General features: G+C 52.0%; 11 protein-coding genes. 6 read left to right on the top strand and 5 right to left on the bottom strand.

Features of this window, described 5'->3' with window-relative positions; genetic code table 11:
• Positions 1-21 precede the first annotated feature (21 nt).
• On the top strand, positions 22-1,443 hold the full coding sequence (locus AArcS_RS02385) for a sugar transferase (RefSeq protein ID WP_238478827.1): 1,422 nt from the start codon (positions 22-24) through the stop codon (positions 1,441-1,443).
• 2 nt (positions 1,444-1,445) lie between these two features.
• On the opposite strand, the gene AArcS_RS02380 is transcribed toward AArcS_RS02385, so the two are convergent.
• Genes AArcS_RS02380 through AArcS_RS02370 form a run of 3 tightly spaced genes read right to left on the bottom strand, consistent with a single transcriptional unit; the run spans position 1,446 to position 4,763 of the window.
• The gene (locus AArcS_RS02380) at positions 1,446-2,372 is read right to left on the bottom strand and encodes an NAD-dependent epimerase/dehydratase family protein (protein ID WP_238478826.1); all 927 of its coding nucleotides are present in this window, start codon (positions 2,370-2,372) and stop codon (positions 1,446-1,448) included.
• A gap of 57 nt (positions 2,373-2,429) precedes the next feature.
• Positions 2,430-3,791 (bottom strand): nucleotide sugar dehydrogenase, encoded by a 1,362-nt coding sequence (locus tag AArcS_RS02375; RefSeq protein WP_238478825.1) that lies wholly within the window; start codon positions 3,789-3,791, stop codon positions 2,430-2,432.
• A complete protein-coding gene (locus AArcS_RS02370) occupies positions 3,792-4,763 on the bottom strand; it encodes a GDP-mannose 4,6-dehydratase (RefSeq protein ID WP_238478824.1) in 972 nt (323 codons plus the stop codon).
• A 428-nt stretch (positions 4,764-5,191) separates the two neighbouring features.
• Here AArcS_RS02370 and AArcS_RS02365 point away from each other — a divergent pair, with 428 nt between their 5' ends.
• From AArcS_RS02365 to AArcS_RS02355, 3 genes are all read left to right on the top strand, one after another.
• On the top strand, positions 5,192-5,959 hold the full coding sequence (locus tag AArcS_RS02365) for a formyl transferase (RefSeq protein ID WP_238478823.1): 768 nt from the start codon (positions 5,192-5,194) through the stop codon (positions 5,957-5,959).
• On the top strand, positions 5,956-6,765 hold the full coding sequence (locus tag AArcS_RS02360; protein ID WP_238478822.1) for an XrtA system polysaccharide deacetylase: 810 nt from the start codon (positions 5,956-5,958) through the stop codon (positions 6,763-6,765). Before AArcS_RS02365 ends, AArcS_RS02360 begins: the two co-directional genes overlap by 4 nt.
• Before the next feature lie 71 nt (positions 6,766-6,836).
• Complete coding sequence (locus tag AArcS_RS02355) at positions 6,837-7,952, top strand: glycosyltransferase family 4 protein (RefSeq protein WP_310736982.1); 1,116 nt, start codon at positions 6,837-6,839, stop codon at positions 7,950-7,952.
• 110 nt (positions 7,953-8,062) lie between these two features.
• Here the strand turns inward: AArcS_RS02355 and AArcS_RS02350 are convergent, their stop codons facing one another.
• Together AArcS_RS02350 and AArcS_RS02345 are read right to left on the bottom strand one after the other, a co-directional pair.
• Complete coding sequence (locus AArcS_RS02350; protein WP_238478820.1) at positions 8,063-8,761, bottom strand: AAA family ATPase; 699 nt, start codon at positions 8,759-8,761, stop codon at positions 8,063-8,065.
• A gap of 18 nt (positions 8,762-8,779) precedes the next feature.
• Entirely contained in the window at positions 8,780-10,300 is a 1,521-nt protein-coding gene (locus AArcS_RS02345; protein ID WP_238478819.1) for a nucleotidyltransferase family protein, read from the bottom strand.
• A 251-nt stretch (positions 10,301-10,551) separates the two neighbouring features.
• Here AArcS_RS02345 and AArcS_RS02340 point away from each other — a divergent pair, with 251 nt between their 5' ends.
• Both AArcS_RS02340 and AArcS_RS02335 read left to right on the top strand, forming a co-directional pair.
• Positions 10,552-11,604 carry a glycosyltransferase family 4 protein gene (locus AArcS_RS02340; protein ID WP_238478818.1) on the top strand — a complete coding sequence of 351 codons (1,053 nt, stop codon included), beginning with the start codon at positions 10,552-10,554 and terminating at the stop codon, positions 11,602-11,604.
• A gap of 144 nt (positions 11,605-11,748) precedes the next feature.
• Positions 11,749-12,918 (top strand): glycosyltransferase family 4 protein, encoded by a 1,170-nt coding sequence (locus AArcS_RS02335; protein ID WP_238478817.1) that lies wholly within the window; start codon positions 11,749-11,751, stop codon positions 12,916-12,918.
• Positions 12,919-12,923: the final 5 nt, after the last annotated feature.

Genomic DNA, 12,923 nt, shown 5'->3' with positions numbered 1-12,923 from the left:
TGCGGTGTCTGTAAGTAAATAATGCTTACCGGGTGGCCGTATCGGATCGCGAGTGCTATCGGAACCGTGGTGCTGGCACTGACTGCTGTCCTTGTGGCGAACCATCCGGTACCACAGCGGGTGTTCACCGAGTACGTGCCGCTGTTCAATCGACTGGAGCCGACGGTGCTCTGGGGTAGTTCGCTCGTGCTGGTCGTCGGACTGACAGTCGGTGCCGTGACACTGGCACTTGTTCCGCTGTACAAGCCACGCCCACGTCGCGTCCTCGATACGGTCGCCCTGACCGAGAAACGCCTCGTTGCGAGCGGGCTCGCGCTCGCCGCGATCGGCTTCTTCAATTTCTCGTATCGGGTTCCACGCGCGACGCTCGTGATGACGATGGGACTACTCGGGCTGGCGCTTCCGGTCTGGTTCGTCTGGATTCGCCACCGGCCGGATACGGACGGTAGTCGGACGATCATCGTCGGCGACGATCCCGCACAGATCGAGCGCCTGCAGCCAGACGTGGACTCACCACTCCTCGGCTATCTCTGTCCGACCCACGCTGTCAAGCAAATCCCCGTCCCCGGCTCCAGTCACAGGGAGCCAGAAACGGTCGTGGCCGACGGCGGTGATGTAGGGCTGAAGCGCCTCGGCGGGCTCTCTCGGCTCGAAGACATCCTCGTCGAACACGATATCGACACGGTCGTCCTCGCGTTCCACCAGCCGGATCGCCAGGAGTTCTTCGGCGCGCTCCACGCCTGTCACGACCACGGCGTCAACGCGAAAGTCCATCGGGACTACGCCGATAGCGTGCTGGTCAGCGAGGGCAGTGTCGGGACGCTCGTCGACGTCGACCTGAAACCCTGGGACGCACAGGATCTCGTGTTCAAGCGCCTGTTCGACATTGCGTTCGCCGGGAGTGCGTTGCTCGTACTCGCGCCCGTTATCGGCCTGATCGCGCTGGCGATCAAGATCGAGGGACATGGGCCGATCTTTTACGAGCAGGAGCGGACCTGCCTCGACGGCGACACGTTCATCGTGCGCAAGTTCCGGACGCTCATCCCGACTGACTCGGATGTCGATCTCGATATCGAAGAGGACAGAGAAACCCCGCTTGGCAACTTCCTGCGGACGACCCATCTCGACGAGATTCCACAGCTCTGGCCGATTCTGGCGGGACAGATGAGCGTGGTTGGTCCCCGACCGGCAATCACCGAACTGGAGCCGGGGTATCGGGATGAGGTCGATGAATGGCAACAGCGCTGGTTCGTGAAGCCGGGACTGACCGGTCTCGCACAGATTAACGATGCGACCGGTCACGAACCGGAAAAGAAGCTCCGGTACGACGTGCAGTACATCAGAAAGCAGTCGTTCTGGTTCGACGTCAAGATCGTGCTCCGACAGCTCTGGAAAGTTGTCGAAGACGTGATCGGACTGGTCGGAACCAAAGAGTCGAAGTAGGCTCAGGCAGTCGGCGAAATCAGCGACTGCAGTCCCTCGTCGAGTTCTATCGTGGGTTCGTACCCGAGGAGGGTACGGGCCTTCTCGATATCGGCTTCGCTGTGCGAGATATCACCTTCTCGTGGGTCGACGTGAACGACATCTGATGACGAGTCGGCCACATCTCTGATCGTCTCGGCAAGGTTCTTGATCGTGACACTGGAGCCAGTCCCGATATTGAACGCCTCACCGACGGCATCCGTTTCGCCAGCGCGGAGGTTGGCCTGCACGATATCGTGGACGTGGACGAAGTCACGGGTCTGCTGGCCGTCTCCTTCGACGGTGATATCGCGATTGTCCTGGGCCTGTTCGTTGAAGATACTGATGACGCCACTGTAATCGCCAGCAGTCTGTCGAGGGCCGTAGACGTTGAAATATCGGAGCGCGACGGTGTCGACACCGTAGAGCTCGTGATACAGTCGTGCATAGCGATCCTTGGTGATCTTTTCGAGTCCGTACGGCGAACTCGGCGTAGTGGGATGGGCTTCGTCGATCGGTATGTACTCGGGATCACCGTAGATCGCACAACTGGATGCCAGAACCACGCGACAATCGTGGTTGCGGGCGTGGTCCAGAATCTGTACGGTCGGGGCGATGTTAGTCCCGAAGCTCTCGACTGGCTCTTTGACTGACTTCTGGACGCTCACTTGCGCCGCCTGATGGTAGATGATGTCCATACCGGACATGCTCGTTGCGAGTGTCTCCGAGTCGGTGATGTCTCCTTCGAGTAGTTCAGCTTTGGAGGGCACGTTCTCCCGCGAGCCAGTCGATAGGTTATCCAGTATCGTCACATCGTTGTCCGGAACGAGCGCATCGGCGAGGTGACTGCCGATGAATCCCGCACCACCGGTAATCAGAATGTTCTGGTCGGTCGGTCCGATATTGTTCATATTACATACAGATTCGAGGGCGAGAATAAGAGTTTCTAGTCGGAGACGGCGCGCCGATCAGTCCTGTCGCGGAAGTTCGGACGTGAGTGGAGGTTTTTGTACTCGCTCCGGTCGGCCTTTGCCCTCGCCAAGTGTCAGTACGGTTGTCGAAACATCGTCCGGAAGCGCATCCTGCGTATCGAACACGATCGAGGCCTGCTCGATATCGTCGTATGTAAACGCGTCATGGTCGACCAGCAGCAGGACGCCATTGGCGGAAGCGATCTCGCCTGCGCTGACTTCGTCCTCTGGTACTACCGACTGGCCAGCCAGATCGATTTCGTCGACAAGGGGATCGACTACTGTGAGATCGACGCCACGCTCGTGGAGCTGTTCACAGATCGCCAGCGCAGGCGAGTTTCGCAGGTCGCCGATGTTCGGTTTGTAGGAGACACCGAGTACTGCCAGCGAGGAGTCTTCAAGCGGTGTATCGCGGGCTGCAAACGCGGTGTCTACTGTGTCGACGACGTGGGACGGCATCGACTCGTTGATCGAGTGGGCTTGCTCGACGAGTTCGAGCGGGACACCGGACTCCCGGCCTTTCCAGGTGAGGAACTGCGGGTCCACTGGGATACAGTGCCCGCCCACGCCCGGACCAGGGGTAAACGCCTGGAAGCCAAAGGGCTTCGTTCCGGCAGCCTCGATCGCCTCCCAGACGTCGATCTCGGTTTCTTCGGCATGTCTGGCCAGTTCGTTGACCATCGCGATGTTCACCATCCGGTAGGTGTTTTCGAGGACCTTCGTCAGTTCGGCGGAAATCGTCGACTGTACAGGGACCGTCTCGTCGACAACCGACTCGAATAGCGTGACTGCTGCTGCGCGTTCAGTGTCGGAGTCTGCCCCCACGACAAGCGGGATCTCGTGGAAGTCGTAGGCTCCGCCGGGGTTGATCCGCTCCGGGGCGAAGGCAACGAGCGTGTCGTCGCCGGGTGTCCGGTCGCCTTCGCGAAGCGTTTCGCGCACGACTTCGTCGGTCGCCCCGGGGTACACCGTGCTACAGCAGACGACCAGGGTCTGTCTGTTGGGTGCGTGCGTGGCGACGCTCTTCGTGGCTTTTTGTACCGCGGACATGTCCGGCTCGCCACCTTCGACGCCGGTCGGAACGGCCATCACGAACGCGTCGGCTTCTTCCAGCCCATTGGGATATGTCGTGGGCTCGAACCCGTGATCGAGGGCTGCTTCAAGCGCATCGTCCGAGACGTCCTCGATGTACGAAGATCCTTCTCGGAGCTGCTGGACGCGATCGAGGTCGATATCGAAGCCGATTACCCGAAAGCCTGCCTCGGAGAAGTGACAGGCCAGCGGGAGGCCAACGTAGCCCAGTCCGATCACTGCGATCGTGGCATCCCCACTGATAATCCGATCACGGACCTGACTCATTCAGGCCACCTCGGTGAGTTTGGGTTTGCGTTCCGCGATCACGTCCTTCAGTATCCGGTCGAGTTCGGTTTCTGGCTTCCAGCCGATCGTCTCTTCGAGCAGGGTCACGTCAGGCTCGCGCTGCTGGGGCTCCTCGAAGTCCTCGTCGTAGGCCACCTCGTAGGGAATGTGTTCGATTTCCGAGTCCGAATCGGTGAGCTCGACGACCCGCTCGGCGAGGTCATTGATACTGGTCGGCTGTGGAGCGCCGATGTTGTACACGTCTCCCTGGGCTGTTGGCGTGCGGAGGAGTTCGTACGTGGCTCGGACGGCCTCTTCGACGTGGGTGAAACTCCGGGTCTGGGTGCCGTCGCCGTAGACCGTCAGGGGTTCGTTGGTGAGTGCCTGCTCGACGAACGTCGGGATCACCATGCCGTACTGGCCGGACTGGCGTGGGCCGACGATGTTGAAATAGCGGCCGACGACGACCGGGAAGTTGTGCTCCTCGTGGTAGGCCAGTCCATACGCCTCGTCGACGGCTTTCGCTGAGGCGTAGCTCCAGCGCGGGCTGGTTGTCGGGCCGAGGACTCGGTTGTCGGATTCGGAGAAGGGCACTGCTGTGGATTTACCGTAGACCTCCGAGGATGACGCGATGAACGTCGGGACATTCTGTTCAGCTGCAGCTTCGAGGACGTTTTCTGTTCCAGTGAGGTTCGTCTTGAGCGAGTCAAGTGGGTGATCAACGATCTTCTCGACGCCGACCGCGGCGGCGAGGTGGTAGACATAGTTAGATCGCTGGACGTGCTCCGTTACCAGTGATTGATCTCTGACGTCGCCGTTCACAAGTTCTACTCTCTTTGATTCTGGAAGGTTCTGGGTTCGTCCGGTCGAACAGTCGTCGAGAACGAGTACCTGCTCCTCGGAGTGCTCTAAGATGTGCTCAATAAGGTGGGAGCCAATGAAGCCCGCACCACCGGTAAGCAGAGTAGTCATAACTTACTCAGTATTCAACAACTCCTAGTACTAATGATTGGCTATTTTAGAAGTTGGACTACCACATTCCTCCCAAGGTCCTCTTATGAAGTGTTACTACCCTCTCACACGTTTACGCTCTATGGTCTATAAATTGCTTATCCCGCGAGTCAGTTAAATAAACGACATCCAGTAAGAAAGGGAGAGAGAACTATTATACAAAACCGCACCTTTGGAATTTGAGAAATTTTAACCATTGCTTAGCCCACATTTCGTGATACTATTCGTTACCAGACTGTAGGAGGCACTTGCATCGATGGATAGTAGGCAGATCTGACTTCCGAACGCTATTTAACCGCGCCGCAAAAAAATGCGGGGCGAATGCGAATCTTCCGAAAGGAACGGAACCACGCAAAATATTCACACTGTCAAATCTCCGGAGGTCATCAATGACTCTTCAGATTGCCATCGTGACGCAGGATGATCCGTTTTATATGCCGGCGTTCTTTCAGGAATTTATCCCCAAATTGGATGAAGCCGCTATCGAACGTATGACGATTCTTAATCTTCTCGACGAAGCCTTGCCTGAGTTTGCCATGCGTATGTTTAATTTCTATGGACCGGTGAATTTTACTCATCGGTCGCTTTCGTATGTATATCGAAAGGCGTCTGATGCGCTTAGTACTCAATCATATTCCGTGGCGTCAGTGGCTCGAAACTACGGAATCTCTATTGAAGAACGACATGACATCAATGCAGAGTCGTACATCCAATGGGTCGAAGACGCCGATATTGATATTTTATTATCTGTCTCGGCACCACAGATCTTTGAGGAACGACTGCTCAATGCACCAAGCCGATATTGTTTGAACGTCCACACAGCAGAGTTGCCGAAGTATCGCGGAATGCTCCCGACGTTCTGGGCATTGTACCACGGTGAGAATGAGATCGGAACCACAGTACACACGATGGTGCCGGAGATAGACAAGGGCCAAATTGTGAAACAGCAAACCTTCCCTGTAAGTGCGGACATGACCCTTGATGATGCGATATTGAGGGGAAAACGGGAAGGCGGTCAGCTAGCCGCCGAAGCCATCAACGAGATCGCGGACGGAACGGAATCGACGAGAGAGATGACTGGCGAGGGTTCGTACTTTTCGTTTCCAACGAAGAGCGATAGAAAGGAGTTCCAGAAGCGAGGAAATCAACTTATATGAACGAGATGTACCTTTCATTCGATGTTGAGGATTGGTTCCACTCTCATAACCTCAATAGTCTTGATCAAAGTCGTTGGGACGAATACGAACTTCGCGTACAGCACGGTATGAATCGGATCCTTGATTTACTTGACAAACATGATGCGAAAGGGACGTTTTTTGTGTTGGGCTATATTGCCGATCGGGCTCCAGATGTTGTCGCTGAGATTGACGACCGAGGTCATGAGATTGCCAGTCACGGATACAACCACCGGCTTCTTTACGAACAGGAGCCCGAAGAAGTTCGTGCGGACATTGCCAGATCAGTAGATTTGCTCGAATCAATCACCGAAAATCGGGTTCGCGGCTATCGAGCACCGAGCTTCTCTATCACGGACTGGGCAATCGAGATTCTTGACGATTTAGGCTTTGAGTACGATTCGAGTCTTTTTGCCGCTCCGATTCACGACCGATATGGTGGACTGAGTTTTGATTCGACGGAGACCTTTGCCGAGATTCGAGACGGATTTACCGAGGTTCAACTACCGCTTATCGACGCCAAGATCACTCGGATCCCGTGGGCAGGAGGCGGGTATTTCAGGGCCATCCCATACCCGATATACGAACGTGGTTTGAAACGGATCGCAAAGCGACGCGATTGCGTGTTCTATCTTCATCCGTGGGAGCTTGACCCGGATCAGCCACGTGTCAACGACGTAAAGTGGCAGTATCGCACACGACACTACATGAATATCGGTCGAACAGAGCGCAAGCTGGAATGCCTTCTCTCAGATTTCGATTGGAAGCCGATCGGTGAAAGCGTATGATGCCCCACGGGCAGATCGACGATTATTGGACAGCCTCAACGGGAGTGATTGGATAGATGCGCATTCTTCGTGTGAGCCACTGGCTGTACCCAGATGAAGTTGGTGGCGGTAATTATCATGTTCACGCGCTGAGCCGCGATCAGGCCTCGATGGGACACGAAGTGACGGTCCTGAAAGTCTCTAACGATGTCGATTCGGTCCGCAGAGAGGAGCGAAATGGATACGAAGTTGTGTACTGTCCCGCGACTGTAAACCTCCTCAAGAACGAGATATCCATCCCAGCGGTCCGGCGTATCCTCGGAGCGAGGGAGTTCGACGTGATCCACGCGCACTCTCACTTCTATTTCAGCACGAACATTGCAGCATTAAAGCGACGGCTGGGAGACATCCCACTCGCGATAACGAACCACTCGCTCTACACACAGTCAGCTCCGGAACGGCTGTTCTACTACTATCTGAAAACGATCGGAAAATGGACGTTCAACAGTGCGGATGTCGTATTTTGTTACACTGAAGAGGAGCGCCAAGCGACCAGAGAGATCGGCGTTACAACTGATATTAAAGTAATAAAGAACGGAATCGATGCGGAAAAGTTTCATCCCGATGGTGCCATCTCTGAGCTGATCGCTTCGGATGTACCAAACGTGCTGTTCGTTGGACGGCTAGTTGAGGGGAAGGGACCGCAATACGCGATCGACGCGATCGAACGCGTCCGGGCAGACCATCCAGACGCAAGGTTGTACCTGGTCGGTGACGGGCCGCTTCACGAGGAACTCGAAGCCGACGTTGAGGAGCGGGGGTTGGAGTCAGCTGTTGAGTTCCTGGGATTGGTTGAGTACGACAATATGCCGAAAGTATTTCGGACGGCAAACGTACTGTTGCTCCCCAGTCGGGCAGAGGGGTTCCCACGCGTCGTCATGGAAGCCATGGCGTCCGGGACGCCGGTGGTATGTACCGACCTCGATCAGATTGTTGACTTCGTTTCTGGGGCAGGAGAGACAGTCGAGTGGGGAGACGTCGTGAGTATGGGATCAGCCCTTGGACGAATACTCTCGGATCCTCAGACGCAGGATGCATATGGAACGAATGGTCGAGAAACTATCGTGAACGAGTACTCGTGGTCGGAGACGGTACGGGCCACCACAGAGTCGCTGTACCAGCTTCATACTGAATCAGAAGGTACGTGAGACGTCTGGCGACAGTGCTGGATTTTTGATAGTCTGATCATCTGCAGACAAGTACCACTGAGGCGGAGGCGTTTGAGCGTCTCGTAAGGGTTCTCGACAGACTGCTGAACTTAATCATGGAGTGATTCGACTGCAGCCACAACCCTATCTACACCCCTATCGAGATCAGCGTATGTTTCGTTTTCAACGACTATCGACTCATGGGAGTCTATGGAGTGGATCAGGCGTTTGAGCGAGTCGTAGCCGTCGACACCACGATCAAACTCCGGAGTGTCGGGGGAAAATCTGGTGTCACCATCCTCTCGCGAGTGGAGTCGTTCCTCGATAGTCTCCGTGTCCGCCTCCACGAGAACTACGAGGTCGGGGGCAGTCCTCGATAGGAACCCGTCGAAGCGATCGAAGAGGGAATTCCAGTCGGCCGACGAGCGGAAGCCGACCGACCAGACTCCCTGATACGGACCCTGGTCCAAAATGGTCACCCCCGGATTCCTACGGGTGCGAGCCATGACTCCAGCGACATACTGTAGATTGAATCCCACCCGGACAAGATCACTGAGTGTAGCTTGGTTGGTCGAGGACAGTATCGGCACCAGCGGAAGAGCTATTCGCGGTCGTAGGAAAGTGTGTTCGGTGACAAAGCGACTCTTCGATAGAATCCTGTATGGACCAGAACGGTTGTCAATGTGCCAGGTTGGCTCTGTGACTCTTGATTGGGAGCCCGAGAGTTCTCCGGCAACTCGGCGTGAGAGGGTTGACTTACCGACACCCGGAAGTCCGACGAACTCGACAATGATAGGGTCAGATGTCATTGAGTTTTGACGATTTGTTCATATCACGTCCCACACTGTCTTTTTAATCTCTTTCAAAACATCTTCGATGTCTCGGTGAGTATCAACGGTAACCACACAACTGTTCTCGTATGCAAGGGACTCAATAACCTCTGACTTTCGCTGTAAGTTTGTCATTGGTGTTTCGGGCTTCCGATCCTTTGCGACATCTGGATCTGTGTGTAGTTTAATGACGAGATCGGGCGAGTTGTCTTCCAAGTCAGCATAAATATCTCGCTCCCAGGCCGCAATTCTTTTCAGGAGTCTATATCTGCTGTCGGCCCAGGCCTGCAGAAGGGGACCGTCGTTGATGTCATCAAACTGATTTTGGGGATATCGATCCATCAACACAATCATCCCACGGTTTCGAGCTCGAGTCGCTCTTCGACGCTTTTTTCGCTTTTCACGGGCGAGCAATATGGACCAAACAGCTTTGGGAACACCAACACTTTCGTCAGTATCTATGGCTTTATTTTCTCTATCACCGCCGTTGGTCTTTTCTGAAGCTACGAGTTTGTCCGCAGACCGGTTTTCGTACCCTGTTGAATCACCGTTGGTGGAAGAGGATCGCAACTCGTTGAGCTTCTTTAAGGGATATCGAAGAAGTGAAGACGGACCATCACCGCTGCCGAAGTATACTGTGTTGACATCCATCTTCCATGACAGCCATTCGTGAAGCGAAGAGAGATGCGTCGATTTCCCAGATCCATCGATCCCGATGATTGCGACCTCGACTCCACGGCTCGGAAGCTTTCGCCTCGAGGGATACGGACGGTTCAAGAACTCGCGATTGAGCTTTCCGAACCCACGAAATGCTTTTCGTGCCAGTGCCATTGGCATCGTTGACCACGATGGGTACGTGTTGTATGCATCAAGTTCGGATCGGACAGGATTCCCCAACCGGATAAGATCACGGATGGTCGGATCTCCTTCCAGGACTTCCCCGATTCGTGCAGCCGCATTCGGATTCAGTAAATCATGAGCAATGGTTTCTAACTCGGATTCATCGGCACGTTCAGATAGCCAATCGTATTCTTCAAGAAACCCCTCGAAGTATGACCGGCGTGCGATCGGATTGTAGCGATGGATTTTCAGGCAATATCGGACCATAAGTAAAAACAGTTCCATCGTCGGATCGGTAATCGGAACTCCGGAGTCCGGATCGATGATCCGCCTTTCCAATACATATGGGCCCCATGGGGTAACGTATTCTTTCAGAAACGGGGTGCCGAAGGTGAGTTCGAAGTGAAGGTGGACGTGAATAGAGCGACCGGTTTCAGGGTCATGGCCGACGTAGTTCTCTATTCCAGGGTGCCCAGTGAACGCAACGTCTTCCAGCTCAATGTATCCGTGTTCGCCGAGAATTTGTCTAAAGGTCTGGCGGTCTTCACGATGACAGAGGATATCAAGATCTGTATTCGCGTTCAGTGCTGCAGGTAAATTCTCATTGCTTTTCCAGTGGCAGTAGCGAACTCCACACGAGTTCAACGATGATTTAAGAGCATTGACGGCTGGAATCATAATCACAACTGACGATTACGGTTTTGGTTGATGAGATTAGACGGCAGTAAATGATATTCCATATAGACGAAATCCTCCCAGACTATCTTAAAAACTGCTAACTCGGCGTAGACTGTACATGTATCAAAGGTCCAGAGCTCTCATGAGAGGAGCATGGTATAGGAAACACTACATATATACCATCCCAGCGACTCGTATGGAGTATCAAAATGCGCGTCTGTCACGTCGTCAACGTTCTATCGGATACTACAATGGCAGGAGATCTGGCAGTGAAGCAAGCTGAAATGGGTGACGTAGATCGGATCGACTTCGGGTGCTGGAGAGGTTGTGATACGTCACTAACCCATGATGATGTCCATGTTCACGACCTGACCCACGGTAACACTACGCGTCTTGAAAAAATCAGGACTCTAAAACGACTTGTCGCCGAATCAGACGTAGTTCACGTTCATCATACGATTTCGGGTGCCGTTGCAACGCTTCTGTCCAATCTACACAGAACACCAGTAGTAGTAACCGAACACAATAGTCATCGTGGGTATAAGACAACTCGATTGATAGTTAACAACGCCACGGGACGGTTTGCAGACCGTGTTGTCTGTGTTTCGGATTCAGTGAAAGATTCGTTTGCACCGTGGGAGCAGAAACTCATCGGCAAAAATAAGTTACAAACGATATACAATGGCGTAGAGATTGACCGGGTAGAGCGGGCTAAGAACATCGATTGGAGCATTCACAATCAAGTTGAGATTGATCCCGAAGCGGTTATTGTTTCTTCTGCGGGGATGCTGATTGAACAGAAAGCACAGCACATTCTCATTGACGCAGTCGATGAAGCAAACAAAACAGCCGAGACACCGATAGAACTCGTCATCTCGGGATCAGGGCCAAGAAAAGAAGAACTTCAAGCTCAGATCGACGACTCAGATTTCAGCGACCGAATGCACCTTCTTGGGTTCCTGCCCAGACGTGAACAAGTGTACAAAATGATGCACGAATCGGACATATACGCCATGCCATCTCGTTGGGAAGGATTTTGTGTCGCAGCTCTTGAAGCGATGGCCGCGAAAACCGGGTGTGTTTTTTCAAATATAGAGGCTTTTACTCCATTCTCTGATGTGGCCTCAATACATGACCGAGGATCATCAAAAATGTTGGCAGAAAAAATCTGCGGATTAGCCGAGAATGAAAGCAAACGGATGAGTTTGTCAGATGAGGCAAAAAAATTGGTGAAAAATAAATACAGTCTGGAATCTACTGCAAAGTCATATTTAAAAGAATATTGTCACATAGATAATGACTGAGATCAGAAAGAAACTATTAATCGGGAGATTATATCTATATTACCCCCCACAACGACAACCGTGTCTACCGGTATATTTGATTAAGCTGATGCTTGCACACTATACGAATATAATTGGGCAAATGAAAAACTTTACAGCACAATAATGACTAATAACAAGCTAAATATTGCTCTAGTAGCAAGGAAATTAGATATGACGGGTGGAGGATCTGATCAGAGTTTAAAATTGCTCTATAACACGTTATCTAAAAAAGGACACAATGTAGATATCATAACCGTTAATTCTGATAAGAATAATTGTGATTCAGTAGAACCTATTGAGTATCAAGTCCCCCGCAATCGGATAAAGGAGATAAAGAGAACAAAAAATATTCTTCAAAAACATGAATCATACGATCTATATCATATATTTAACCCAGGCCTCTTAGTTGGAGCTGGGCTCTACAAAAGTATTGGAGATAATCCGGTAGTTGGAAGGCTAAATACGTATAACTTGTTTTGCACAAATATTTCAAAGATGGACGATAGTTGTCACCGTGACTGCAAAACTATTGACAAGATTTCACATGATGATGTGAAAGATATTAAAAAATTTGTGAAGTTCCCAGAATATCTCTCGAGAACCCATATTATACCACATATTGTTAATAATGTTGACTTATTATTTGCGCAAAGTCCCTCTGTAAAGAAAATATACAAAGCAAACGGTTATAGTAATATTATAACTATTCCAAACTTTTGTGATCCAAATTTTCCACCGAATAGAAAATCCAGCGATGTTAGGAATACCAATAATCAACCTACTAAATTCTTATATGTAGGGAGACTAGAAAAACAAAAAGGGATTGACACTCTCTTATCTGCATTTGAACAGGCCGGTACCAAGAGTAAATTAACCATAGTTGGTGATGGTAGAATGAAAGCTAAAGTGAAAAGTTATGCAGATTCTCGTTCGAATGTAAGTTATCATGGCTGGATTGACCACGCAGATCTCTTTTCATATTATAACCAGTCAGATGTTTTTGTCCACCCAGGCGAATGGCCGGACCCATGTCCAAGGACGATATTGGAGTCGCTTCAGTGTCAAACACCATGTCTTGTTTCGAACGTAGGAGCTCCCCCATGGATGGCTGGTGACGCTGGAACGACATATCGACCTGGGGATCCAGTCGATCTAGCAGAGACTATAACAGCTTTGAGCAAAAATGATTATAGATTGAATCAATTAGAGTCTAATACTGAGGCCAGAGTAGACTTCTTTTCGAAAGACAACATTCTACCACAAGTAATAGAAAATTATAACCGGTGTGTCTAGCCACA

It is taken from the genome of Natranaeroarchaeum sulfidigenes (assembly GCF_017094485.1).
Lineage (GTDB): Archaea > Halobacteriota > Halobacteria > Halobacteriales > Natronoarchaeaceae > Natranaeroarchaeum > Natranaeroarchaeum sulfidigenes.
Note: the sequence above shows the minus strand (reverse complement) of the source record. Positions and strands in the feature narration are given on the sequence as shown.

Excerpts from the sequence above, each read along its gene's own strand:
- AArcS_RS02345 (WP_238478819.1), bottom strand. The coding sequence starts at position 10,300 with ATGATTCCAGCCGTCAATGCTCTTAAATCATCGTTGAACTCGTGTGGA.
- AArcS_RS02365 (WP_238478823.1), top strand. The coding sequence starts at position 5,192 with ATGACTCTTCAGATTGCCATCGTGACGCAGGATGATCCGTTTTATATG.
- AArcS_RS02380 (WP_238478826.1), bottom strand. The coding sequence starts at position 2,372 with ATGAACAATATCGGACCGACCGACCAGAACATTCTGATTACCGGTGGT.
- AArcS_RS02340 (WP_238478818.1), top strand. The coding sequence starts at position 10,552 with ATGGCAGGAGATCTGGCAGTGAAGCAAGCTGAAATGGGTGACGTAGAT.
- AArcS_RS02350 (WP_238478820.1), bottom strand. The coding sequence starts at position 8,761 with ATGACATCTGACCCTATCATTGTCGAGTTCGTCGGACTTCCGGGTGTC.
- AArcS_RS02385 (WP_238478827.1), top strand. The coding sequence starts at position 22 with ATGCTTACCGGGTGGCCGTATCGGATCGCGAGTGCTATCGGAACCGTG.
- AArcS_RS02335 (WP_238478817.1), top strand. The coding sequence starts at position 11,749 with ATGACTAATAACAAGCTAAATATTGCTCTAGTAGCAAGGAAATTAGAT.
- AArcS_RS02370 (WP_238478824.1), bottom strand. The coding sequence starts at position 4,763 with ATGACTACTCTGCTTACCGGTGGTGCGGGCTTCATTGGCTCCCACCTT.
- AArcS_RS02375 (WP_238478825.1), bottom strand. The coding sequence starts at position 3,791 with ATGAGTCAGGTCCGTGATCGGATTATCAGTGGGGATGCCACGATCGCA.
- AArcS_RS02360 (WP_238478822.1), top strand. The coding sequence starts at position 5,956 with ATGAACGAGATGTACCTTTCATTCGATGTTGAGGATTGGTTCCACTCT.